25 protein-coding genes and 2 riboswitches are annotated in these 25133 nt (G+C 46.1%); of the genes, 20 read left to right on the top strand and 5 right to left on the bottom strand.

The window, feature by feature from the left end:
• Nucleotides 1–202: hypothetical protein (locus ASV53_RS25790; protein WP_205049176.1), on the top strand; the 202-nt coding region annotated here is incomplete at its 5' end.
• Between the two features lie 169 nt (nucleotides 203–371).
• Here the strand turns inward: ASV53_RS25790 and ASV53_RS03045 are convergent.
• Complete coding sequence (locus tag ASV53_RS03045) at nucleotides 372–581, bottom strand: DUF3892 domain-containing protein (protein ID WP_094956055.1); 210 nt, start codon at nucleotides 579–581, stop codon at nucleotides 372–374.
• Nucleotides 582–786: 205 nt separating this feature from the next.
• Here ASV53_RS03045 and ASV53_RS03040 point away from each other — a divergent pair, with 205 nt between their 5' ends.
• The 9 genes from ASV53_RS03040 to thiH all read left to right on the top strand — a co-directional run bounded on the left by ASV53_RS03040 (nucleotide 787) and on the right by thiH (nucleotide 10897).
• Nucleotides 787–1554, top strand: coding sequence for a HipA family kinase (locus ASV53_RS03040; protein ID WP_205049175.1), 768 nt, complete (start codon nucleotides 787–789; stop codon nucleotides 1552–1554).
• The gene (locus tag ASV53_RS03035) at nucleotides 1551–2423 is read left to right on the top strand and encodes a hypothetical protein (RefSeq protein WP_094956054.1); all 873 of its coding nucleotides are present in this window, start codon (nucleotides 1551–1553) and stop codon (nucleotides 2421–2423) included. Before ASV53_RS03040 ends, ASV53_RS03035 begins: the two co-directional genes overlap by 4 nt.
• A gap of 572 nt (nucleotides 2424–2995) precedes the next feature.
• Nucleotides 2996–3059, top strand: a riboswitch (Fluoride riboswitch).
• Between the two features lie 83 nt (nucleotides 3060–3142).
• Nucleotides 3143–4513 (top strand): voltage-gated chloride channel family protein, encoded by a 1371-nt coding sequence (locus ASV53_RS03025; RefSeq protein ID WP_062690300.1) that lies wholly within the window; start codon nucleotides 3143–3145, stop codon nucleotides 4511–4513.
• A gap of 101 nt (nucleotides 4514–4614) precedes the next feature.
• A riboswitch (TPP riboswitch) is annotated at nucleotides 4615–4712 on the top strand.
• A gap of 135 nt (nucleotides 4713–4847) precedes the next feature.
• Nucleotides 4848–6770 carry a phosphomethylpyrimidine synthase ThiC gene (gene thiC, locus ASV53_RS03020; RefSeq protein ID WP_094956052.1) on the top strand — a complete coding sequence of 641 codons (1923 nt, stop codon included), beginning with the start codon at nucleotides 4848–4850 and terminating at the stop codon, nucleotides 6768–6770.
• The gene (thiE, locus tag ASV53_RS03015) at nucleotides 6770–8014 is read left to right on the top strand and encodes a thiamine phosphate synthase (RefSeq protein WP_094956051.1); all 1245 of its coding nucleotides are present in this window, start codon (nucleotides 6770–6772) and stop codon (nucleotides 8012–8014) included. The genes thiC and thiE overlap by 1 nt, the downstream gene beginning before the upstream one ends.
• Nucleotide 8015: 1 nt before the next feature.
• On the top strand, nucleotides 8016–8792 hold the full coding sequence (locus ASV53_RS03010; RefSeq protein ID WP_094956050.1) for a HesA/MoeB/ThiF family protein: 777 nt from the start codon (nucleotides 8016–8018) through the stop codon (nucleotides 8790–8792).
• Nucleotides 8779–9000 (top strand): sulfur carrier protein ThiS, encoded by a 222-nt coding sequence (gene thiS / locus ASV53_RS03005; RefSeq protein ID WP_189337813.1) that lies wholly within the window; start codon nucleotides 8779–8781, stop codon nucleotides 8998–9000. The genes ASV53_RS03010 and thiS overlap by 14 nt, the downstream gene beginning before the upstream one ends.
• Nucleotides 9001–9002: 2 nt before the next feature.
• Entirely contained in the window at nucleotides 9003–9773 is a 771-nt protein-coding gene (locus ASV53_RS03000) for a thiazole synthase (protein WP_094956049.1), read from the top strand.
• Between the two features lie 11 nt (nucleotides 9774–9784).
• Nucleotides 9785–10897: a 2-iminoacetate synthase ThiH gene (gene thiH, locus ASV53_RS02995; protein WP_094956048.1), complete on the top strand. Its 1113-nt coding sequence runs from the start codon at nucleotides 9785–9787 to the stop codon at nucleotides 10895–10897.
• Nucleotides 10898–10986: 89 nt separating this feature from the next.
• Here thiH and ASV53_RS02990 read toward each other — a convergent pair whose 3' ends face one another.
• Both ASV53_RS02990 and ASV53_RS02985 read right to left on the bottom strand, forming a co-directional pair.
• Nucleotides 10987–12774 (bottom strand): aminopeptidase P family protein, encoded by a 1788-nt coding sequence (locus ASV53_RS02990; RefSeq protein ID WP_094956047.1) that lies wholly within the window; start codon nucleotides 12772–12774, stop codon nucleotides 10987–10989.
• A gap of 109 nt (nucleotides 12775–12883) precedes the next feature.
• A complete protein-coding gene (locus ASV53_RS02985) occupies nucleotides 12884–13834 on the bottom strand; it encodes a LysR substrate-binding domain-containing protein (RefSeq protein ID WP_094956059.1) in 951 nt (316 codons plus the stop codon).
• Nucleotides 13835–13953: 119 nt separating this feature from the next.
• On the opposite strand from ASV53_RS02985, the gene ASV53_RS02980 reads away from it, so the two are divergent.
• Nucleotides 13954–15153, top strand: coding sequence for a multidrug effflux MFS transporter (locus ASV53_RS02980; RefSeq protein ID WP_094956046.1), 1200 nt, complete (start codon nucleotides 13954–13956; stop codon nucleotides 15151–15153).
• 110 nt (nucleotides 15154–15263) lie between these two features.
• Here ASV53_RS02980 and ASV53_RS02975 read toward each other — a convergent pair whose 3' ends face one another.
• The gene (locus ASV53_RS02975; protein WP_094956045.1) at nucleotides 15264–16172 is read right to left on the bottom strand and encodes a DMT family transporter; all 909 of its coding nucleotides are present in this window, start codon (nucleotides 16170–16172) and stop codon (nucleotides 15264–15266) included.
• A gap of 270 nt (nucleotides 16173–16442) precedes the next feature.
• Here ASV53_RS02975 and rmuC point away from each other — a divergent pair, with 270 nt between their 5' ends.
• From rmuC to hemB, 9 genes are all read left to right on the top strand, one after another.
• Nucleotides 16443–17975, top strand: a complete 1533-nt coding sequence (gene rmuC, locus ASV53_RS02970; RefSeq protein WP_094956044.1) for a DNA recombination protein RmuC — start codon at nucleotides 16443–16445, stop codon at nucleotides 17973–17975.
• A gap of 88 nt (nucleotides 17976–18063) precedes the next feature.
• Nucleotides 18064–18819, top strand: a complete 756-nt coding sequence (gene ubiE / locus ASV53_RS02965) for a bifunctional demethylmenaquinone methyltransferase/2-methoxy-6-polyprenyl-1,4-benzoquinol methylase UbiE (RefSeq protein WP_094956043.1) — start codon at nucleotides 18064–18066, stop codon at nucleotides 18817–18819.
• Between the two features lie 7 nt (nucleotides 18820–18826).
• The gene (locus ASV53_RS02960) at nucleotides 18827–19432 is read left to right on the top strand and encodes a ubiquinone biosynthesis accessory factor UbiJ (RefSeq protein ID WP_094956042.1); all 606 of its coding nucleotides are present in this window, start codon (nucleotides 18827–18829) and stop codon (nucleotides 19430–19432) included.
• Nucleotides 19433–19438: 6 nt separating this feature from the next.
• On the top strand, nucleotides 19439–21073 hold the full coding sequence (gene ubiB, locus ASV53_RS02955; protein WP_094956058.1) for a ubiquinone biosynthesis regulatory protein kinase UbiB: 1635 nt from the start codon (nucleotides 19439–19441) through the stop codon (nucleotides 21071–21073).
• 65 nt (nucleotides 21074–21138) lie between these two features.
• Nucleotides 21139–21396 (top strand): Sec-independent protein translocase subunit TatA, encoded by a 258-nt coding sequence (gene tatA / locus ASV53_RS02950; protein WP_062690311.1) that lies wholly within the window; start codon nucleotides 21139–21141, stop codon nucleotides 21394–21396.
• 3 nt (nucleotides 21397–21399) lie between these two features.
• Complete coding sequence (gene tatB, locus ASV53_RS02945; RefSeq protein WP_062690312.1) at nucleotides 21400–21741, top strand: Sec-independent protein translocase protein TatB; 342 nt, start codon at nucleotides 21400–21402, stop codon at nucleotides 21739–21741.
• Nucleotides 21742–21752: 11 nt separating this feature from the next.
• Complete coding sequence (tatC, locus tag ASV53_RS02940) at nucleotides 21753–22496, top strand: Sec-independent protein translocase subunit TatC (RefSeq protein WP_062690313.1); 744 nt, start codon at nucleotides 21753–21755, stop codon at nucleotides 22494–22496.
• A gap of 66 nt (nucleotides 22497–22562) precedes the next feature.
• Nucleotides 22563–23351, top strand: a complete 789-nt coding sequence (tatD, locus tag ASV53_RS02935; protein WP_094956041.1) for a 3'-5' ssDNA/RNA exonuclease TatD — start codon at nucleotides 22563–22565, stop codon at nucleotides 23349–23351.
• 60 nt (nucleotides 23352–23411) lie between these two features.
• Nucleotides 23412–24467 carry a porphobilinogen synthase gene (hemB, locus tag ASV53_RS02930; protein ID WP_094956040.1) on the top strand — a complete coding sequence of 352 codons (1056 nt, stop codon included), beginning with the start codon at nucleotides 23412–23414 and terminating at the stop codon, nucleotides 24465–24467.
• A gap of 101 nt (nucleotides 24468–24568) precedes the next feature.
• On the opposite strand, the gene asnC is transcribed toward hemB, so the two are convergent.
• Nucleotides 24569–25030, bottom strand: coding sequence for a transcriptional regulator AsnC (asnC, locus tag ASV53_RS02925; RefSeq protein WP_094956039.1), 462 nt, complete (start codon nucleotides 25028–25030; stop codon nucleotides 24569–24571).
• Nucleotides 25031–25133 lie beyond the last annotated feature (103 nt).

Genomic DNA, 25133 nt, shown 5'->3' with positions numbered 1-25133 from the left:
CCCCAAAAAAAAAAATGATAGTGATGTGATTGGATTTTTTGAGTTCTCTGACTGGTGGTATCGTTGGGTTTGTATTCATACTCACATCCCTGATACCGTTGAAATATCTAATCTGAGCGTCACTCTCACCCTTTCTAGGGCTGAACTGGCGGGTAATTCTAACGGGGTGCATGATAGTGTGATTCTTCTGGTTTCTATGTGAAATATAATCGATAGAATGACTGAGACTTGTTGGTTAGTTGATTGTGGCTGGTGAGGTGAGAGTGTGGTTTTCAATTTGAACCGCGTTTTGTTTTTTCAGATGGCCTCAGTCTGTATTTTTTAGTTCTGATTAGCTGATATTGAACCGAGTACGGTTCTTCTGCCGTCGATTACTTGTCCACATTGTTGCCTTTCTTACGGTCTGGATTGGCTCTGACGAACTTCTCACCCTCAACTTCCATAGTATGAAAATTTGGATGCTTTCCTTTCTCAACTTCTTTAACTAGCCGCTCTCTGTCGATTACGCCTCTACCGGGGATGGTATAGGTTTGGTTTTCACCGTTCTCGCCATCACCGTTGCCTTTGATGTTGTTAGCCATGATATTTTCCTGTTTCTTTTATGAACAAAGATTGTGATTAGGGGGGCTGAGTGTGAGTGCATATTTATTATCAACTTTAGCTTATGTTTTATTTTTTTGATGTGACGTTTGTTGGTATTCATATTGCCACTATTAACCGATTGCATATGTGTTGTAGTAATATATTCTGATAGGTATACGGAAATTAGGCTTGCGGGAGTTGTTAGTGGAAAGAGTAGCTGTGGGTAATATGTTGCCCGGTGGTGTGCCTTTCAATGATTGTAATGTGAATCCTACATGGAGAGCGCATGTACAAACTTCGGATGGGGTTAAGGTCGCGTTTGTTAAGCTGATTGAACCTCGATCACTATATATAGAGTGTGTATGTGCAGTCATTGGCAGAAGCTTAGGGCTTCCAATTCCCGCTCCTCTGATAGTTAAAGTCACGAATACGGCATTGAGTGATATTCCTCACGGTGAGGCGCGACTAGCATTTGGTTCTGAAGATGCTAAGTATCCAAGCTTTAGACGTTACATTAACAGTGATTCTAAGGAAGCTATGGATAAGTTGGCTGCTTTTTCTAAAACCCTTGATGTGGGTATTTTTGATGAATGGGTCGCTAACTGGGATCGAAATATTGGAAATATGCTCTATGATGGAAAAGACGATTTTTATTTCATTGACCATGAAAATGCTATACCCCAAGGTCTAGCCTACAATGTGCCAGCTCGGGGGAATGAAATACTGAGATGCTTGTATTCCCATTTAAGTGAGTTTGAAAAGCATAAGTTGAGTAAGGCCGTGAGTTCTACTTTTATCCCTAACTTTCGTTCTTTACCATTTGCGCTTTTGTCAGAAAAAACTATGGCGTCCCACTATCTGGGTGATGATGAAATTACAGAAGTAGTTTGCTTTCTGACAGAGCGATTAAACTGTATCAACGCTTTATTTGATCACAGAGTTGATATAAAGCAACAGGGGATGGCTATATGAGTTCCATAGACATGATTTTTCCCGATATGCCTTTGTATGAGGGGGGCTGGCAACCAATTTATTTTGAGCCTGTCGTTGGTTCGGGAGAGAGGGTGACTATCGCTGTTGCTGCTTATGGAGTTACAGGGGAGTTTCAAATAATTCAGTCTATCAGAAGTGAACTATTGGAATGTTTATATGGTATAAATGCCCCTAAAATTCACAGCATGATTGAATTAGTTTTACTCTCTTCTAGGAATTACTTTAAGCAATATAAAACTTTAGATAGCTGGAAGGCTCCATTTGATGGTGTATTTTTAGGTCATGTTTCTAAAGCATTGGATGAAGATTTATCTGGAATATTGAAACAAGCGATTCGTTTTTCTTCAAGTTTAAGTTCTTTGGCTCTTGATGCTGAAAGAGATGAGGAAGAAGAACTTCAGCCTAAACGCTACTCTGCAAAATTTTCTAAAAACATACAGATGGAGCTTCATAGTATTAATTCATCTCTCAATGACTCTTTTAACCAAAAGGTTAAAGTTTCAGGGAGTGATGTATTAACTACTTTTGGCTTTATGAATGATAGGTATGTGTCTAATTTTGGATTACTTGTACCAACTCGGATGTCTGGTTCATTGAACTCAATTAAAGCGAAAATATTTGATATTGAAGCTTTAAAGAAATCTAGCTACTTGATGGTGCCTGAGCGGTTTGAAGTCATTATAGGTACACCTTCTTTCTCTGATCCGACGTTGTCTGATAAGGCTGTTACTAGATTAAAGGATACTCTAGAAATGGTTGAGGAGATTGCTCTGAAAGAAGATATCTGTGTATTTAGAGCGGAAACAGCTTTTGCTGCTGCCGAACATATAAACAAGGTGGCTGCATAGCGTTCTGCTGGTGGTAGATGAGCTTGGGTTATTAGCTTGCGAAATTTCCATATGAGACATGCCAACATAACCAAGATTAGTATTCGGTTATGTCTTTAATGCAGCGAAATAATATATTCCAAAACCCCGTGTCTAGCATAGGCAAAGGTTAATGGATTTGTGGTGATTATTCGATGGTAGCTATTAGCTTGCGAAATTGCCATATGGGTCATGCCAACATAGTCAGGGCAGTGATTTGGTTATGTGATTAATGCAGCGAAACCACCTATTCCAAATCCGCGTGTTGGGAGTTCGAATCTCTCCACCCCTGCCATCTTTAAGGCTCTAGCAGAAATGCTGGAGCCTTTTTCGTTTTTTGCGTTTAGTATCCGTGCAACGGATCCCTTCATATTGAAAATCAGCGCGGGTTGGGCGTTCGAATTCCTTACCTCTGCCATCTTTAAAGCTTGAGTCGAAAGGCTAGAGCTTTTTGTGTTTCTGCTATCTCAAATTATCTTTCTTTTATCTCTTGATCTTATTCTTGTTGTTTTTTGTATTTGAGAGTAGGATTTATCCGCTGAACGGCTATCGAGCCGCTCACGGGTGATGGAGTTCCACCTTAACCGCTCATACTGAGATAATGACTCCTACTATAGTTAGGATAGATCTATCTATGGTGGGGTAATTAACTATCATATTGTCTATCCTTAAAAATTCATTAAGAGATAAACAGAGATAGTATGGCTCACCCTCTAAGTGCAAATCCTAAAATACTTATCCAGATCATTCGCTGGACACTTCTGATTACTCCTGTTGCTATCCTTGTTGGTTCACTAAATGCGTTCTTTTTGTGGATATTAAGTACAGCGACAGCGACTCGTGTTGATAATCCTTGGTTGATTTATTTATTGCCCTTAGCGGGGATTGTGATTGTTTATTGCTATCGTAACTTGGGTAAAAATTCCGAAGGTGGCAATAACCTTATCATGGATGAAATTCACCAACCGGGTGCAGGGATCCCAACACGCATGGGCCCTTTGGTATTAATTACGACGGTTATTACACATTTGTTTGGTGGTTCGGCGGGTCGAGAAGGTACTGCGGTGCAAATTGGTGGCGCTACCACACACTGGCTTGCTCGTCTCTTTAAGTTGAATGAAGCCGATACTCGGCTTATTTTGATTTCAGGTGTTGCGGCAGGCTTTGGTGCTGTTTTTGGTACTCCATTAACGGGGGCTATTTTTGCATTGGAAGTATTGGCAATTGGCCGACTGCGTTATGATGCCATCATCCCCGCCTTATTTGCTGCTATTCTTGCTGACTTTGTCTGCTCTGCATTAGGCGCTCACCATACTCATTACCGAATCGATTTTCTTCAAAACATCACCTTATTTGATCATGTACTCAAGGTTGATCTTTGGTTAATGGTTAAAATTATTATTGGTTCAGTTGCGTTTGGCTTAGCTGGCTATTTGTTTGGTGAGTTGACCCATGCGTTTAAAGATATCTTTAAAGCGACCCTTAAGAACCCCTATGTGATCGTCGTAACGGGAGGCTTGATTGTGATTGGCCTAACGCAGTGGATTGGTAATTACGATTATATCGGCCTTGGTGTTTATAGCACTCGTGAAGGGGGCGTTAGTATTTTAAGCGCGTTTCAAGAAGGTGGCGCAGAATGGTATAGCTGGGCTTTGAAGTTGTTATTAACCGCAATTACTTTGGCCGCAGGTTACAAGGGTGGTGAAGTTACACCACTGTTCTTTGTGGGAGCTACGCTTGGTAACACCATGGCTTGGTTACTTGGGGCGCCCGTTGATTTATTTGCCGCGCTTGGCTTTTTAGCTGTTTTTGCTGCTGCGACCAATACACCACTGGCTTGTACCATTATGGGGGTTGAGTTATTTGGTGCTGACCATATGCTGTATTTCGCAATAGCCTGTTATACCGCGTATTACTTTAGTGGTCATACTGGAATTTACTCTTCACAGCGTGTCGCTGTACCAAAACTTTTTGATGATGAAGGTGCTCCTAAAATCACTCATAAGCTGGGTGAATTGAGAGAAACGCATTCATCATTACTCAAAGCATTAGTGAAGAAATTTTCAAAATAATAGTTGAGGCTGCTTTTGCAGCCTTTCTTTTTTATGGTGCTTAGGCCAAATTTATTGGTTTCTTCCTTGCTGCGCTTTCTTCCCTTCCCTATACTCCTTGCTGAAACTTGTCGGAGTGCCATTTGGCTGAGACCGCATTGCGGGATCCGTAGAACCTGATCAGGCTAATACCTGCGAAGGGAACAAGAGAAAATCTTCTGTTTAACGGTACCTGTATTTCCTTTCATCACCGTTAAGCTGTCAGATGATGCTGCACACCCTACGTGTACGCCTCTTGTTTATGCACCAATCCGTCAAGCAAATATCCCAACCATGGAACCGTAAGGATTTTGCTATGTCGATTCGCAAACAAGCGAGACTGGAAGCTAAACAATTTATAGATTCACTTACCGCCCAACCATACCCGAACTCCCAGAAGGTATATATCGAAGGTAGTCGCCCTGATATCCAAGTACCAATGCGAGAAATTGCACTGGCCGATAGCTTAGTGGGCGGAACTAAAGATCAGCCTATCTTAGAACCGAATGAAGCGATTCGTGTGTACGATACTTCTGGTTTCTACACTGATCCCGAACAAGATATCGATATCTATGCGGGATTGCCAAAAGTGCGAGAGGCTTGGATCGCTGAACGTAACGATACCAACCTGCTTGATGGCCTGAGTTCCATTTATTCTAAAGAGCGTCTTGCTGATGACACTCTAGATGACCTTCGCTTTGGTGAGCGAGCGCGTATTCGTCGTGCAAAAGAAGGGCAACGTGTTACTCAGCTGCATTATGCGCGCCAAGGTGTGATAACGCCTGAAATGGAATACATCGCGATTCGCGAGAATATGGGACGCGCTAAATACCGTGATGAAGTGTTGAATCATCAGCACCCCGGTATGAATTTTGGCGCTAATCTACCAGAAGAAATTTCAGCTGAGTTTGTTCGTAAAGAAATTGCTGAAGGTCGAGCAATCATCCCTGCCAATATTAATCACCCTGAATCAGAGCCAATGATCATTGGCCGTAACTTCTTAGTTAAAGTTAATGCCAATATCGGCAACTCTTCAGTGAGCTCTTCTATTGAAGAAGAAGTCGAGAAGTTAGTGTGGTCGACCCGTTGGGGCGGCGATACTGTGATGGATTTATCGACAGGGCGTAATATCCACGAAACACGTGAGTGGATCATTCGCAATAGCCCTGTCCCTATTGGCACAGTGCCTATGTACCAAGCGCTTGAAAAAGTGAATGGCATCGCCGAAAACCTCACTTGGGACGTTTTCCGCGATACGTTACTAGAACAAGCTGAGCAAGGGGTCGATTACTTTACTATTCATGCGGGTGTATTGCTGCGCTATGTGCCTATGACGGCAAAACGCGTGACTGGCATAGTGTCTCGCGGTGGCTCTATCATGGCGAAGTGGTGTCTGGCTCACCATGAAGAAAGTTTCTTGTACCTTCATTTCCGTGAGATCTGTGAAATTTGTGCCAAGTACGATATTTCACTCTCGTTAGGCGATGGCTTGCGTCCAGGCTCTGTGGCCGATGCGAACGATGAAGCACAATTTAGTGAGCTACGCACCCTAGGTGAGTTAACGAAAGTAGCTTGGGAATACGATGTACAGGTGATGATCGAAGGCCCAGGTCATGTCCCAATGCACATGATTAAAGAAAACATGGAAGAGCAACTTAAGCACTGCCATGAAGCCCCTTTCTATACATTAGGCCCGCTGACTACCGATATTGCCCCTGGTTACGATCACATTACGTCGGGTATTGGTGCAGCCATGATAGGTTGGTATGGCTGTGCCATGCTCTGTTACGTTACGCCTAAAGAGCACCTTGGCTTACCGAATAAAGATGACGTTAAAGTTGGCCTGATCACTTATAAGTTGTGTGCTCATGCCGCCGATCTTGCGAAAGGGCACCCTGGTGCACAAGTCCGTGATAACGCCCTATCAAAAGCCCGCTTTGAATTCCGTTGGGAAGACCAATTTAACTTGAGTCTTGATCCGATCACTGCCCGCGCATACCACGATGAAACCTTACCGCAAGAGTCTGGCAAGGTTGCCCATTTTTGTTCCATGTGTGGCCCGAAATTCTGTTCAATGAAGATCTCACAAGAAGTTCGAGATTATGCAAATAATCTCGAAAAAAATGGTGATCTTGCGATAAAAATGCTCGAAGACCCACTCGAAGGTATGCGCCAAAAGGCGGATGAATTCCGTTCGACAGGAAGTGAGCTATACCATCCCGTGAAAGAGGAAAATTAATGAGTTCAATCTGTTTACCTGATTGCCTAAAGTCACTACTTACCCACCTTGAGCCTCTGTTGGCTCAAGCGGCTCAATATCAATTGGGTGAAGCGGTAGTTGTGACTGCTCAGCAATCTGATGTGGTAGTTGTGACTGCTCAGCAATCTGATGTGGTAGACATGCGCGTTGACTCTCGCTCGTTCAGTTTGAGCTTTGCTCAAGCTGTTCCTGCCGATATTTCGCTGATAAAAAGCCACTTTGTGGTGTGTGATCAGTGGAGCGAGAAGGTTGATGTCACCGCAATTCAGCGCCAAGTAGCCGCCAACCCTTCCTTGATTATGTGTGGCTTCCCCGCTCAAGGAGGGGTGTTTGATATCTGGCACCATAATGGTGAAGCGCGAGCAGTGTATTGTCATCAGGCTGGCGATACTGAGGCTGTGCGTGCCATGTTACTGGCTGCGCTAGCATTAGATTACCCAGTAGAAGATGCGGTGACCTTGGCGCGTGCATATGCTCGTTATGTTCAATTGCATGGTGATAAGCAATGGCCACTGACGCGTGATGTTTTCCCTCGACCTATGACGGCAAATCATCCCGAGATCATGACATTGGGTTGGCAAAGTAAAGAGGTCGCGGTTGCACCTTTTGCTGCAACGAATGCTGAGCAATTGTCGTTGTACCCAGTAGTGGACTCCGCAGAATGGGTTGATCGTTTATTGAATTTGGGTGTGAAAACCACGCAGTTGAGGATTAAAGATCCTCAAGACCCAGCACTTGAAGCGCAAATTGCACAAATTATTGCAGTGGGCAATGCCCATCAGGCACAAGTGTTTGTAAATGATTACTGGCAATTCGCAATTAAGCATCAGGCTTATGGTGTTCACCTTGGTCAAGAAGATCTAGAAACAGCCGACTTAACTCAGATCCAGCAGGCAGGCTTGCGCTTAGGCCTTTCAACCCATGGTTATTATGAAATATTGCGAGCGGCTGAGTTTTCGCCGAGTTATATCGCACTCGGTCATATTTTCCCGACCACCACCAAAGATATGCCATCGAAACCCCAAGGACTGAGCCGTTTAGCGTTATACCAAAAGCTGATTGGCCAAGATTTTCCGACTGTGGCCATTGGTGGTATTGATCTTTCTCGTGCTGAATCCGTGTGGCAAACCGGTGTAAGTAGCGTCGCTGTCGTACGTGCGGTGACGCAAGCGGCGGATACTGGCGCAGCGGTAGACGCCTTTAATCAATTATTGGTTCGATAGTATGTTGAGCGATCAAGAGTTTTTGCGCTACAACCGCCAAATCATGTTGCCTGAAATCGGTGAGCACGGTCAGGCACGGCTAGTGAATGCGCATGTGTTGATGATCGGTGCGGGGGGATTGGGATCATCGGCGGCATTGTATTTAGCGGGTGCAGGTATCGGTACTTTAGTGATTGCCGATGATGATGAGGTCGATAGCTCCAATCTTCAGCGCCAGATCATTTACCGCGATCAGCATCAAGGGCAAAGCAAAGCCGCAATGGCTGCCGAACAAGTACGTGAATTAAACCCTCATATTCGCGTTCGAGCGGTAAAAGCGCGCTTAGCGGATCAACGCTTAGCGATGGAAATTGAACTAGCGGATGTGGTGCTCGATTGTTCCGATAACTTGCCGACGCGTCATGCTGTGAATCAAGCGTGTTTTAAGGCCAGCAAAATTTTGATCGCTGGCGCGGCAATCCGATGGCAAGGTCAGTTAATGCCATTTGATTTTCGTCAAGGTGTCGGCCCGTGTTATCACTGCCTGTTTCCCTATGACCCAGCAGCGAAGGCGCCGGCGATGACCTGCAGTAATTCAGGTATTGCAGGTCCAGTGGTTGGCATAGTGGGAACCTTGCAAGCATTAGAGACCATCAAGGCGATAACCGAAGCTGGTCAGGTTGGTTTTTCCACTTTGCAGCAATTTGATGGTTTAACCATGGCATGGCAAAAATTTAATTTAGCCCAAGATAAATGCTGCCCTGTTTGTGGCGCAGGAGTAAACAATGACAACCCATAACGCCGAAATTCAGATTTCAGTGAACGATAAGCCAATGTCTTGTCCATCAGAGCTGAGTCTCTCAGCTTTGTTGGTGCAGCTTGAGATGCCATTGCAGGCTACAGCTGTTGCGGTAAATGATGACATTGTGCCGCGTCATCACTGGGATTCAATTTTACTCAATAGTGGCGATCGTATTGCCCTATTTCAAGCGATTGCTGGAGGTTAATGATGTTAACTATTGCGGATAAAACATTTTCTTCACGCCTGTTCACGGGTACGGGTAAATATGCCAATAGCCAAATGATGACGGAATCGATCATTGCGACCGAATCTGAACTTGTGACTATGGCGCTTAAACGGGTTGATATTGATAACCGTGACGACGATATTCTGGCGCCGTTAGTTAAAGCTGGGGTGAACTTACTGCCGAATACCTCTGGTGCCAAGAATGCGAAGGAAGCCATTTTTGCCGCTAAGTTAGCGCGTGAAGCTCTAGGCACCAATTGGCTGAAATTAGAAATTCATCCAGACCCTAAATATTTAATGCCTGATCCGATTGAAACCTTAGCAGCAGCGGAAACGTTAGTACGTGAAGGCTTCATCGTGTTGCCATATTGTCATGCAGATCCTGTACTGTGTAAGCGACTAGAAGAAGTTGGTTGTGCGGCTGTGATGCCATTGGGCGCTCCTATTGGCTCGAATAAAGGCTTAGCATCTCGTGATTTCCTTGAAATTATCATCGACCAAGCGCGTGTACCTGTGATTGTCGATGCTGGGATTGGTGCGCCATCACATGCTGCTGAAGCGATGGAGATGGGGGCGGATGCTGTCTTGGTCAATACTGCGATTGCTGCTGCAGCTGATCCTATTGCGATGGGACGCGCGTTTAGATTGGCAGTGGAAAGTGGCCGTATGGCATATGAAGCGGGCTTAGCGGGAACGGTTAACCATGCGATTGCCTCTAGTCCGTTAACGGCGTTTCTTGATCGCAGCGCGTAGGAAAAAACACCATGAGCTATGTTGATGTGTGGAAGCAACTGAATTGGGATGACGTTCGTCTTTCCATTTACAGTAAAACTGCGGCAGATGTTGAGCGGGCATTACGTAAATCGAAGCGCGATCTGGAAGACTTTAAAGCCTTAATCTCGCCTGCCGCTGAACCGTATTTAGAGCAAATGGCTCAGCAGTCGGCTGCGTTAACACGTAAACGCTTTGGCCATACGATGGCATTTTATGTGCCGTTATATTTGTCGAATCTGTGTGCCAATGCCTGTACCTATTGTGGCTTTTCGATGGAAAATCGCATTAAGCGCCGTACGTTGAATACGACAGAAATCGAACGTGAGTGTCAGGCCATTAAGGCGATGCACTTTGATAGCGTGCTATTAGTGACTGGTGAGCACGAACGTAAAGTTGGCATGGAATACTTTCGTGAAGCCCTACCGCCGATTAAGCAGCAATTTAGTTACTTGGCGATGGAAGTGCAGCCATTGGATCAGCACGAGTATGCTGAACTGAAAACTTTAGGCTTGGATGCGGTGATGGTCTATCAAGAAACCTACAGTGCCCCAACCTATGCACAGCATCATCTTCGTGGTAATAAAATGGATTTTGAGTACCGCTTAGCGACGCCCGATCGGTTGGCGAAAGCAGGCATTGATAAGATCGGCATTGGTGCCTTGATTGGTTTAGAAGAGTGGCGGACTGATTGCTTCTTTGTGGCAAATCACTTGGACTACCTTGAGCGGACTTATTGGCAAACCCGTTATTCGATTTCTTTCCCTCGATTGCGTCCTTGTGAAGGCGGCTTACAGCCGAAATCGGTGATGAATGATCGCCAACTGGTGCAGTTGATCTGTGCCTATCGTTTGTTTAACCCTGAAGTCGAGCTGTCGTTATCGACCCGAGAAGCGCCTGATTTTCGTGATAATGTGCTGTCGTTGGGGATCACCAGCATGTCGGCAGGCTCGAAAACCCAACCAGGTGGTTATGCTGATGATGAGCCAGAGCTTGAACAGTTTGCGATTAGTGATGATCGCTCGGTGGCTGCTGTTGCCGACGCTGTGAAGCAGCATGGTTTTGAAGTGGTGTGGAAAGACTGGCATCACGCGTATTCAGGCTAGTACGCGGCAGTTTGTCGGCCTAGACAATAGAAAACGCCCGCTGGTGATACTACACCAGCGGGCGTTTCATTTCGTTGGAGCCGTGCTGATTAGCGGCTTAGCGGCTTAGTCGCATGCTCTAACCATACTAAGTCTTCACCATCAAACGATGGGCTTAATGCTGCCAATACTGTTTGGTGGTAGTTGTTTAGCCAAGCTAACTCAACATCGTTCATTAGGCTTAAATCAATTAAACGCTGATCGATCGGGGCACGGGTCAGTGATTCAAACCCAAGTACTGTCATGTCACCTTGCGTTGGTACTTCAACCACCAGTTCTAGGTTTTCGATACGAATACCAAAGGCATCGGCACGGTAGTAGCCTGGCTCGTTTGATAGCACCATACCTGCCAACAGTGCGGTTGGGTTGTACACTTTCGCGATACGTTGTGGTCCTTCGTGAACACTCAAGAAGTGGCCCACACCATGGCCAGTGCCGTGATCGTAATCAAAGCCATGTGCCCATAGGTGTTGGCGTGCTAATGCATCCAACTGAGAACCTGTGGTGCCTTTCGGAAAGCGAGCTGACGCCAGCGCAATATGGCCTTTTAACACCAAGGTAAACGCGGTTTTGACTTCATTGCTTGGCTGACCAATCGCAATGGTACGAGTGATATCTGTGGTGCCGTCTGGGTATTGGCCGCCTGAATCCACCAAGTACACATTATCCATTTCCAATACGCTTGGTTGTGGCTGGTTTTGGTGGTTGTAGTGACACATAGCCGCGTTGCCGCCAGCTGCTGAGATGGTGTCGAAACTGACATCGGTACAGCTGCTGTCTTCAATGCGGAACTGCCATAGGCGATCCGACAGGGTGCCTTCATCTAATAGATTGCCTGCCGCGACTTGGCGGTCAACCCAAGCGAGGAATTTAGTGATCGCCACGCCATCGCGAATATGACAGGCTTTCATGCCCGCAATTTCGGTTGGATTTTTCGCTGCTTTTGGTAGTAAGCAAGGATCTGCGGCATCAATTAATTCAGCGCCTGCAGCCAATAGTACTTGGCTTGCCCATGCGTTGCTGGAGGTTGGGTCGACTAGCACTTTACGTGCTGTTAGGGCTTGTAGCCCAGTTTCGAGTGCGTCAGGTGCTTCAACACGCACGCCTTCACCAGCATGAGTGGCAAAGTCTTGCGGTAAACGTGCTGGGTCGATGTAGAAATCAATACTGGCATCGGCATGAATAATTGCGGTTGATAGTAAGATCGGTAGGCTTGGTACATCGCTACCGCGTACATTAAGGATCCATGCAATGCTATCTAGCTGAGTTAATAGCGCTGCTTCTGCACCTTGCTTCTTCAGTTCTGCGGCAATCAATGCTCGCTTGTCTGTGCTGCTTTGGCCGACAAAGTCGAGTCCCATCAGTTTGGCACTCGAAAGCGTTGGCGCAGGGCGATCGTGCCATAAGGTGTCGATCGGGTTAGCATCAATACTGATGATGTTAAGCTTGTCTGCAACATTTTCGCAGGTACGAGCTAACCATGCCGAGCTGTGTAAGCGAGCATCAACGGCGACGGTACTGCCTGCAGCTAAGTTCTCTTGTGTCCATGTGACAGGTGGCTCATCAATTAAGTGACAGTATTCAAATACATCATCAGGTACTTGCTTTCGTACTTGAACCACGTAGCGACCATCAACAAATACCGCGGCTTTATCTTGGGTGATAACAGCCATTCCCGCTGAGCCCGTAAAGCCTGTTGCCCAGAGTAGGCGTTCGCTATGGGCCGGAATGTATTCACCGAGGTATTCGTCTTCATGAGGAATAAGCAAAGCATCATACTGGTTTTCAGCCAGCCACTGACGGATCTGCTCAACACGTTGTGAGATAACTGCTTGCATGTTTGTTGTTCCTTAATGGTTGTCACCGTCCTTGCTGACGGAGTAATCCTTAGCCTGCCAACATAATCACCGTGCATTATGCGAGGTAAGTCTAGCTACGGTAGCGCTTTTAACTGTTACCTGCAATTCCACGACAGCGGCTGATGATTAAATTTTTGAGCCAAGTATGTCCGGGTTCGCTTTCTTGGTGCTGATGCCAAAATAGGGTGTATGCCATTGCTGGTAATGGGTAAGGCAAGGGCAAGACAACTAAGTCTAGCTGCGCAGCAATATGCCCCGCAAAGTGACTGGGAGCGGTAAACACTAAGTCGGTATGGGTACAGAGGCTGGCGGCGCTATTAAAGTCGGGTACGTACATTGCAATATCGCGATCGAGTCCGTGTTCTGCCAGTTTGTAATCGAGTAACCAGCGATCATCTCGGCCACAGCGCACTTGGATATGACGTTGGCGCAAGTAATTATCCTGATCCCACTTTTGACTAAGCACGGGGTGGCCTTTGCGAACAATACAGCGTTGGGTGTCGCGACACAGTTCTTGAAAAACGATGCCTTTCGGCGGCATTAGCGTAAGCATTGCATCTTTAGGATTGAGGTCTTTACCTGTAATGCCAAAGTCGATTTCACCGCTGTGCAGCTTATCGAAGGTATTGGGCTCCCACGCTTGAGTATCTAAAATAATATTTGGCCCCTCACTGAAAATATCCCCCAAAAACTGCGGCAGAAATAGCGGATAGGCACTCTCTACTAACGCCATTCTAAAATGACGGTCGCTGGTGGCTGGGTTAAATTCAGGCGGTGCCGTAATGTGTTCAATATCGCGGAGCAGTTGTTCTAAATATGGTTGTAACGCGCGTACTCGAGGGGTGGGGGCTAAACCATGGGCGCTACGGATAAATAATGGGTCATTAAACTGTTCGCGCAAACGGGTCAGGCTTTTACTGACAGCTGATTGACTGAGGTTTAAACGTTTAGCTGCATGGGTCACGCTGCACTCAGTGATCAATACATGTAGGCAGACTAGTAAGTTTAAATCGAGACGTGATAATTTTTCAAAAGACACGCGAACTTCCCCCATTATGTAGTGATATTCCTGAATGGAAAATCTGACCTGAATATAAACCATTTCTATTCATATCACTAACCGCTTATAGTGCCGCTACTATCTATTAGGAAACGAACATGAAACCAGATTCAACTGCGGCAGGCACACGCCTTGTAGCCTTGATGGTGGTCTTGGTGCTATTTAGCCCATTAGCCATCGACCTTTATTTACCTGCTTTGCCAGCAATGGCAGAGACATTTGCGGTTGATACCACTCGTGTCCAAGACACGGTGACACTCTTTATGTTTAGCCTAGGTCTTGGCCAACTATTAGCAGGTCCTTTAGCGGATCGCTATGGTCGTCGTCCGATAGCCCTAACGGGTATTGCAATTTACACCGTGAGCTCGGCATTGGCTTACACTGCGCAATCACTCGACTTACTACTCTTTGCTCGTTTAGCGCAAGGTTTTGGTGCATGTGCAACCTCAGTTGCTGCGTTTGCTGCTGTGCGTGACAGCTTTGGCCCAGAACGCAGTGGTCGTATGATCAGCTACCTCAATGGTGCTATCTGCTTTATTCCGGCACTGGCGCCTTTAATGGGCGCATGGCTAACTCACGAGTTTGGCTGGCGCTCAAACTTTAGCTTCATGGTGGGCTTTGCTTTGGTCGCAGGTAGTCTGATAGCGGTAGGCTTTAAAGAAACACGCCCAACAGATACCAACACATCGGGGTCGTTGATCAGCCTTGAGCGCTACATGTCAGTACTGCGTGAGCCTGTATTCTTATTCCACGCGATTTTGTGCATGTTGGCGATGGCGGTAATTTTGGCGTATGTCACATCAGCACCGGTATGGTTGATGATGAACATGGGCTTAGACATGGGCCAATTTACGTACTGGTTTGGTCTTAATGCTGTGTTGAATATTATGGCCTGTATGGCAGCTCCTAAATTTATGGACCGCTTTGGCTCACGCCAAACACTGAACACAGGTCTAGTGATGTTAGTGATATCTGGTGCGACCATGCTTGCTCTTAGCAGCTTATTTGCAGCATGGGCGTTTATGGTGCCGATCTTTATGTCATCAATCGGCTTTGCGTTTGTGCTTGGCTCGGCGGCAGGTAAAGCCCTTGCCCCGTTTGGTGATCGTGCAGGTACTGCTGCTGCATTACTGGGTTTATTCCAGATGAGTGGTGCAGGCTTGATGGTGAGCTTGATGCAACGTTTAGATTTATCGCCACCCGTGTTAATGACATTACAGATGTGGCTGGTGGTACCAGGCCTACTGATTTTATGGTCTAAGATAGGCCGAAAATGGCATGCACCCTGTGCTGCTTAAGGGTTCTTAATCCTTTATAACTAGACGCTTGGCTCCTTAAAGGCGCAGGGTCTCGACAACCCTAATACACTTTCGCCTGTCACCTATGTGACAGGCTTTTTTATGTCCATTTATTGGGAACGGTCAGATACAGCTTCGGGACTCTTTTTCCCCTTAAATTGCTGGATCACCAAGCCACAGACAATCAGAAGCAAACCGACTAAGGTGGATGGATGGATTTCTTCGCCAATAATAGTGGCTAATAGCATCAGTGAAATAAACGGTGAGATGAAAATCAGGTTACTGATCCTGGCGGTATTTTGAGTGAGCTTTAGTGCATTGATCCACAAGACAAATGTAATCCCCATCTCAAACAAGCCAACATAGCTGACAGCGAGCCAACCTTGCCATGGGATCGACGGCCATTCGCCACTGTACAAGCTCAAGCTAATTGAAAAAGGCAGTGAGACTAAAAATCCAAGTAATACTCCGAGAACAGGATCGGCTTGGTTTTTGGTATTGAGGATCCAATACATCGCCCATAGCAGCGTTGATAGCAATGCCAGCGCTACGCCAGTTGGGCTATCAAATTGTAAAGCGAGTACATCCCCTTTCGTGGCAATCACGATAACGCCGAAATATCCGAGGGCACAGGCCGCCCAGTCTTGCTTACGGATCTTTTGTCCTAGAAATACTGCCGCCATTAATGTCAGCGTAATTGCCCAGCTGTAATTCAGTGGTTGTGCTTGCGACGCGGGTAGCAGTTCGTAAGCTTTAAATAACACCACGTAATAGGCAAACGGATTGATTAAGCCCAAACATAAATAATAAAAAGGGCGTTCAGCGAAAGTGCGTCCCAGTAAATGCAGTTTACCTTGCCAATAGGCGATGCCTGTTAGCGCAATCGCAGAGACCACACTGGCTGCGACGACCATTTGGATGGGGGTGAAATAATCGAGAGTGATTTTAAAAGCAGTCGCTACTGTTGACCATAACAGCACAGCAGCCATGCCATAGCCGAGGGCATAACGTTCGTTCATTGTCGTCCTTGTTTACGATATCGCGTTATTCTTGTGGCACAGAGTTAATGCCTGCAAGGGATGAACGACAGTCTATGCGATTGTATTTCAGGCGACTAGAGGTCAAAACTTCAGGCTGTGACCCTTAGCGCACTCCATTCTACATTTCCATTTTGGCTTGTCTCTTCACCGTTATCTTGTTTGGTTCGCCGCTTTAAATGCTGGACATTTATCCAGTATCCACTTAGCCTTAAATTCAGAAATTATTGGTATTTTTCAGGGTTAAACATCATGACAGAGTGGCTTAGCGGCGACTTGCTATTCGCGGTTGCTGCCGCAACAGGAGCAACATTAGCCAGTGTAGTAACAGCACTGTGGCTGAATGGTAAACACAAACAGCAAATTGCACTCTGGCAACAACAGCGCACCGCTGATCAGCGTTTGGCCGATACCCGCGAGCAACAAATTCAACAGCAATTGAATGAACGCAGCCAAGAGTTGGATGAAACCGATGTTGATCGTGATCGTTTAAGTCATGAATTACGCCAAATGCATGCACGCTTAGCGGCTGCATTAGAGAAGATGCGGCATTTTGAAGCGCTTAAAAATGAAAAGCAGTACCTGACCGAGCAACTTGAAAATGCTCGAGGCGCTAACGCTGGCTTGGAAGGTGACTTACGTGAGCAAGAAGCCCGCCATTTTGAAGAACAAAAATCGGCAGAAGAGAAAATTGCCTTATTAGAAAGCGCGGAAGAGCGTTTTCGTATTCAGTTTGAAAGCCTTGCTAATCGGATGTTTGAACAGAAAACACGAACCGTTGATGAACAAAATAAGCAGAGCTTAGAAAGCATTCTTTACCCGCTACGCGCTCAACTTGAAGGCTTTAAAAAGCAGGTCCACGACAGCTTTAGTGCCGAGGCGCGAGAGCGTCATACCTTGGTACATGAAATTAATAACCTTAAGCAGTTGAATGAACAAATGGCGCAGGAGGCGGTTAACCTAACTCAAGCGTTAAAAGGGGATAACAAAGCCCAAGGTAACTGGGGTGAAGTGGTGCTGGCTCGAGTGTTGAGTGAGTCTGGTTTACGCGAGGGTCATGAATACCAAACACAAATTAGCCTAGAAAATGAAGACGGTAAGCGTTATCAACCTGATGTTGTCGTGCATTTACCGCAAAATAAAGACGTAGTGATCGACGCAAAAATGTCGCTGGTGGCGTATGAGCGTTACTTTAACGCTGAAACTATCGCCGAACGTGAACTGGCCATGAGTGAGCACACTGCCTCTATCCGTAGCCATATTCGCGGATTAAGCCGTAAAGATTACCATCAACTACATGGTGTCCATAGTTTGGATTACGTCTTGATGTTCATCCCAGTGGAGCCTGCATTCCAAGCCGCTATTGAAGCTGACCCTTCTTTGATCCGCGATGCCATGGATCAAAATATCATGTTGGTGAGTCCAACTACCCTATTAGTGGCATTGCGTACAATCAACAACTTATGGCGTAATGAGCGCCAGAATCACAATGCCAAAGAAATTGCCGAGCGTGCGAGTAAGCTGTATGACAAGTTGCGTTTATTTGTGACCGACATGGAAGGTGTTGGCGCTTCGCTTGATAAAGCCAACCAGAGCTATCAAGGGGCGATGAATAAATTGTCTACTGGGCGCGGTAACGTGATCCGTCAGGCTGAAAGTTTTAAATCGCTAGGGGTCGAAGTGAAGCGTGATATTACACCAGCATTGGTCGAAAAAGCGTTGCCGTTAGATGAAAGTGGATCACAAAGTATCCCTCCAATATCAGCACCACGCGCATTGTCGTAAATGAATGTCGACATAACTTTGAGCAAACCGCGACCATCAAGTAAACTAGGCCAATTGTTTACACCCCAATCAGCATGACGGACATAGCATGACGGACACCACGCAAGATACAACTCACTTTGGCTTCCGCACTGTAGCCAAGGAAGAAAAAGCTAACATGGTCGCAGAGGTTTTCCACTCGGTAGCTGCGAAATACGACATTATGAACGACATGATGTCTATGGGCATTCACCGTGTTTGGAAGCGCTTTACGATTGATTGCAGCGGCGTTCGTCGAGGTCATCGCGTGCTTGACCTTGGTGGTGGTACTGGTGATTTAACAGCAAAATTCTCACGTATCGTTGGTGAAACTGGCCAAGTTGTTCTGGCTGACATCAATAACTCAATGCTAAAAGTTGGCCGTAGTAAACTGCGTGATAGCGGTATTGTGGGTAACGTTGGTTATGTTCAAGCAAATGCTGAAGAACTTCCGTTCCCAGATGATTACTTTGACTGTATCACGATTAGTTTCTGTCTTCGTAACGTAACAGATAAAGATAAAGCACTACGCTCAATGTACCGTGTATTGAAACCCGGTGGTCGTTTATTGGTACTGGAGTTCTCAAAGCCAGTATTAGAGCCGCTATCAAAAATTTACGATGCGTATTCGTTCCACTTGCTGCCTAAAATGGGCGAGCTGATTGCGAATGATGCCGAAAGTTACCGTTACCTCGCTGAATCTATTCGCATGCACCCAAACCAAGAAACGCTGGAAGGGATGATGCAAGAAGCCGGTTTTGAGCAAACAAATTATTACAACCTCACGGGTGGTATTGTTGCGCTTCACCGTGGTTACAAGTTCTGAGGCCCCTATGCCAATTGATGTATTTGTTACCGGCGTGGTTGAAACCTCGCTCAATACACTACTGAATGACGATGTTGAATCGCAGCGTCGGCTAGCCCGTTTACGTGGCAAAGTCATCAGTGTCACCATTAATGAAATGGGTAAAACACTGTACTTTGTGTTTAGTCAGCAATTGGATGTATTGGGTGCATTTGAAGGCGAGGTGGATTGCCAGCTCGCGTTGAATTTAAGTGTATTACCAGAATTGCGCCAACAGGCTAACCTGACGCAGCTCATCAAAGCTGACAAGTTATCACTGGACGGTGATATTCAGTTGGCGCAACAGTTTTCTTCTTTATTGAGTGGTTTAAAGCCTGATGTTGAAGAGAAGCTGTCTCAGTATACGGGTGACGTGGTTGCTCATACCTTAGTACAGGGCGCGAAAACTGGTTTGAGCTTTGTTCAACGCGGCATTGCGCGTCGTCAGCGTGATTTAGCTGAAGTGATCACCGAAGAGTGGAAACTTGCCCCTCAAGCGCTAGAAATAGCCCATTTTGCCGATCAGGTTGATGATGTAAAAACCGATGTGGCTCGTTTAGATGCGCGCATTAACCAGCTGCTAGAGCGTTACTAAACCATGATGACTTACTCCGAATTAAAGCGTCTATACCAAATTATCGAAGTGAAACTTCGATACGGTCTCGACGATTTCTTACCTGATGATCCCCGAGTTAAGCTCCCGAAACTTGCCCGAAAATCTCTTTTTTGGGTTAAGAATCAACACGCGGATAAATCATTGGGTGAGCGCTTACGCTTAGCACTACAAGAGCTAGGGCCTGTGTGGATCAAGCTGGGTCAGATGATGTCGACCCGCCGAGATTTGTTTCCGCCACACATCGCCGATCAACTTGCCATGCTGCAAGACCAAGTTGAGCCGTTTGATGGTCGCTTAGCTAAGCAACACATGGAAGAAGCCTTAGGTGGGCCGCTAGAACAATGGTTTGATGATTTTGATGAAGTGCCATTGGCGTCGGCATCGATAGCGCAAGTCCACACCGCTATTTTGAAAGAAAATGGCCGTGAAGTGGTACTGAAAGTCATCCGCCCAGACATTCTGCCGGTGATTCAAGCGGACATTAAACTGATGTACCGCATGGCAGGGATTGTTTCTAGCTTGCTACCTGAAGCGCGCCGTCTGCGTCCAACCGAAGTGGTACGTGAATACGAAAAAACCCTGCTCGATGAGCTGAATTTGATGCGTGAAGCGGCGAACAGTATTCAACTGCGTCGTAACTTTGAAGACAGCGATATGCTGTACGTGCCAGAAATGTTCACTGATTACAGCCGTGAACGATTACTTGTCATGGAACGCATATATGGTATTCAAGTTTCAGATATTGATGCGCTCAAAGTGAACGGAACAGATTTAAAGTTACTGTCAGAAAATGCAGTCACAGTCTTCTTTACCCAAGTATTTCGTGATAGCTTCTTTCATGCCGACATGCACCCTGGGAATATTTTCGTTTCGTATGAGCGACCTGAAAACCCACAGTGGATAGCACTAGATTGCGGTATTGTTGGTACGCTTAATCGAGAAGATAAGCGCTATCTGGCTGAAAACTTACTGGCCTTTTTCCACCGTGACTACCGTAAAGTCGCGGAGTTACATGTGGACTCTGGCTGGGTTCCACCAGATACTAATGTTGACGAATTTGAAGTTGCTATTCGAACGGTATGTGAACCTATTTTTGAGAAGCCAATTTGTGAAATCTCATTTGGTCATGTGCTGTTGAATTTATTTAATACCGCGCGTCGATTTAATATGGAAGTGCAGCCGCAGCTAGTATTGCTGCAGAAAACACTGCTATATGTAGAAGGGTTAGGTCGCCAGTTATATCCACAATTAGATTTGTGGGATACCGCTAAACCTTTCCTTGAAGATTGGATGTCGCGTCAAGTTGGCCCGCAAGCCATCGTGGAAGCTGTAAAGAGTAAAGCACCATTTTGGGCTGAAAAATTACCCGAATTACCTGAATTACTTTACGACAGTTTGCGCCAAGGCAAAGCGATGAATCAGCGAATGGATAAACTCTATGACAATTTCATGGAGAGCCGTCGCAATCAAGGCCAAGCTAGATTCCATTTTGGCATTGGTGCAACTTTGGTTGTATGTTCTGCCATACTTTTTAGTAATCATGTTGAAACCTATCCGGCAGTCTCTGCTGCAATGGGCGTCACGTTTTGGTTACTAGGGTGGCGAGCTTGCCGCAAATAGCGGTGAGAGTACGTTGCAATATTAACTTTACGGTTTTAACCACAAAGAGCTGAGGTATAACAAGCATGGGTGGTATCAGTATTTGGCAATTATTAATCATTGCACTGATCATTGTTCTTTTATTCGGAACCAAAAAACTTCGTACACTGGGCGGTGATTTAGGCTCAGCAGTGAAGGGTTTCAAAAAAGCGATCGGCGATGACGAACAAGCTGCTGCTAAGAAAGACAACGATGCTGATTTCGATCAGAAGCAATTGTCTGAAAAAGAGGGTGAGCAAGTTCAATCTGGCCAGAAAGACCAAAAAGACAAAGAGCAGGTTTAATACGTGTTTGATATCGGGTTCTGGGAGTTAATACTGATCTCCGTTGTGGGATTAGTCGTACTGGGGCCGGAGCGTCTGCCAGTCGCGATTCGTTCTGTTTCGCGTTGGGTAGGTGCTGCTCGTAATATGGCAAACTCGGTGAAAGATGAATTGTCTCAAGAATTAAAGATTCAAGAGCTACAAGAAAATCTTAAAAAAGCCGAGCAAATGGGGATGCAGGATTTATCGCCTGAATTGCGTGACTCTGTCGATGAGCTGAAAAAAGCCGCGTCAGACGTGCAGCGTCCTTATGCTGATAAAAAAAGCGAGCAATCCTCAGCCACGACTTCTCAAAAGCAGGAGTAGATTAGATCACTATGTCGACAGTCGAAGAGACGCAACCTCTCTTTAGCCATTTGCTAGAGTTGCGAAATAGACTATTGCGTTCGCTACTGAGTGTCTTGGTGGTATTTCTGTGTTTAGTATGGTTCGCCAACGACATCTATGCCTTCTTGTCAGCCCCTTTGGTAGAAAAACTACCTGAAGGTGCCAGCATGATAGCAACAGATGTGGCGTCGCCGTTCTTTACTCCGATAAAACTGACCTTAGTCGCCTCGGTGTTTGTTGCTGTGCCTATGATTTTGTACCAAGTTTGGGGCTTTATTGCACCGGGCTTGTATAAACATGAGCGTAAGCTGATCATGCCACTATTATTCTCTAGCTCACTGCTGTTTTATGCCGGTGTGTCTTTTGCGTATTTTGTGGTATTTCCATTGGTGTTTGGTTTCTTCACCAGCATTGCGCCTGAAGGGGTACAAGTAGCAACGGATATATCCAGTTATCTCGACTTTATCCTCGCGCTCTTCATGGCGTTTGGTATTGCATTCGAGGTGCCTGTTGCGATTATCTTGTTGTGCTGGACGGGAGCCACTGATCCTGAAAGCTTACGTCAAAAGCGTCCATACATTGTTGTAGGGGCGTTCGTGGTAGGTATGATGCTGACACCACCAGACATTATTTCGCAAACACTGCTTGCAGTGCCGATGTGTATTTTGTTTGAAGTTGGCTTATTCTTCGCGCGTTTCTATGTCCGTAAAGATGTAGATGCTGAAGAAGAGTGATAATTGCGACAATGAAAAAACCGGCTTTTTAGGCCGGTTTTTTGTTTTTTAAGGAAGCAAAAACCAATGATTGATATTGGCGTAAATCTAACCAATGCGCGATTTGATAAAGATCGTGATGAAGTGATAACGCGAGCTCAAGCTGCGGGTGTGACGGGGCTGATATTAACGGGAACCAGTATTGAAGAAAGCCAGCAGGCATGGCAAATGGCTGCACAATGGCTAAACTATTGTTTCAGTACGGCTGGGGTGCACCCTCATGACGCTAAGTCAGTGGATGATCTAACACTCCCCGCTATCCGTGCTTTAGCTGCCAAGCCTGAAGTGGTGGCCATTGGTGAATGTGGCTTAGATTTCAATCGTGACTTTTCCCCCCGTCCCCAGCAAGAAGCGGTGTTTGAAGCACAACTCGCGCTAGCGGCAGAATTGAACATGCCCATTTTTATGCATTGTCGCGATGCTCATCAGCGCTTTATTGATATTCTTTCCCCATGGCGCGATAAGTTACCTGCGGCGGTTCTGCATTGCTTTACGGGCAGTGAACAAGAGCTACGTGAATGCCTTGCACTTGATCTGCATATAGGCATTACGGGGTGGGTATGCGATGAACGCCGTGGTACCGAGTTGCGGGATATTGTTCGCCATATCCCCGATAATCGATTGATGATCGAAACCGATTGTCCATATCTTTTACCGCGTGATTATCGACCAAAACCCAAATCGAGTCGTAACGAACCTCAGTTTTTACCCCATATAGCGACAGTGATTGCGGCATGTCGTGATCAGCAAGCCGCTGATGTAATGATGAATTCTCGTGCTACAACCCAAGCATTTTTTGCGATCGAACCATGCTAAATTTATCGACAGTGGTATTATCGAACTAGATTGCGAATCAACCTATACAAGGAGTAGGCCGTGTCTGTATCTATTCAGGGCGCGTTTCCAGCACGCCGTATGCGCAGAATGCGTAAACATGACTTCAGTCGTCGTTTAATGGCTGAAAACCAGATCTCCGTAAACGATCTGATTTACCCAATGTTTGTTCTTATGGGTAAAAATCGTCGTGAAACGGTAGAGTCGATGCCGGGTATTGAGCGTCTGTCGATTGATCTGATGCTCCAAGAAGCGGAATATTTAGCGAAGCTTGGTGTACCTGCGATAGCCTTATTCCCAGTCGTTTCCCAAGACTTTAAAAGCGTTTGTGCCGGTGAAGCTTACAACCCAGAAGGTTTGGTACAGCGCGCCGTGCGTCTGTTAAAAGAGCATGTGCCAGAGATGGGCGTGATTACGGATGTGGCATTAGACCCATTCACCATTCACGGCCAAGATGGCATCATTGATGAAGATGGTTACGTGATCAATGACGTCACCACTGAAATATTGATTAAACAAGCACTATCACACGCGGAAGCGGGTGCCGATGTGGTTGCACCATCAGACATGATGGATGGCCGTATTGGTGCCATTCGTGAAGCGCTTGAAGAGGCGGGTTTTATTCATACCCAAATCATGGCGTACTCAGCGAAATACGCGTCTAACTATTACGGTCCGTTCCGTGATGCCGTCGGTTCGTCGGGTAACCTCAAAGGTGGAGATAAGAAAACCTACCAAATGGACCCAGCGAATTCAGATGAAGCACTGCATGAAGTGGCGATGGACATCAATGAAGGTGCTGACATGGTGATGGTGAAGCCAGGCATGCCATACCTAGATGTGGTTCGCCGAGTGAAAACCGAGCTGAAAGTACCGACGTTTGCTTACCAAGTATCTGGTGAGTATGCGATGCACATGGCGGCAATCCAAAATGGTTGGCTGAAAGAGCGAGAGACCGTATTGGAATCGCTTATGTGCTTCAAGCGTGCAGGTGCAGATGGTATTTTGACTTACTTTGCGAAGAGCGTTGCAGAGTGGTTGGCTGAAGAAGCGGCTGCTCGTCAGGCAGATGCTGCATCTATCAGTGGCGAACAATAATATTCGTCTCTGGTGCTTACCATAGTAAGACGTAAAGACTGAATATATAGCGAGCGATGAGGATCACCTTGTCGCTCGTTTTTTTTGCTAACCATTTAACGTTAAGGTTTTACGTTTCGATTGATCGGATTTTGCAATGAGATCAGGGTCTCAGTCGATTGCACTTCATCAATCGCTTGGAGCTTATCAATCAACACGTGTTGTAATTCTTCAATTGATCTACACATCAATTTGACGAAGATGTTATACGCCCCTGTGGTGTAATAAGCTTCAACCACTTCATCGAGGTCATTGAGCCTTGCCAAGGCTGAATGGTAATCACGGGCTGCATTTAAGTTAATGCCAATAAAACAACAGACATCGTAACCGAGCAGCTTCGGATTCACGACCACCTCGGTTCCCGTAATGATCGCCGCTGCGCGCATTTTTTCTACCCGTACGTGCACAGTTGCAGGGCTAACATTGAAACGCTTAGCCATCTCCGCGTATGGTGTACGGGCATCGGTCATTAGAGCATCTAAGATATCGCGGTCGAGGTCATCGATCCGTGGTAGCGGGGTCATCGTTATTTACCATCCCTTGGTTTATACCTGTGCGAGCATCTTTTATACTGACGTCGGATCGGGTGTGATTGAAAAATATACTTATGCATTCTGCGACAATGCA

The organism is Photobacterium sanguinicancri, assembly GCF_002265265.1.
GTDB lineage: Bacteria > Pseudomonadota > Gammaproteobacteria > Enterobacterales > Vibrionaceae > Photobacterium > Photobacterium sanguinicancri.
The sequence above is the reverse complement of the archived record's forward strand: the minus strand, read 5'-3'. Positions and strand labels throughout refer to the sequence as shown.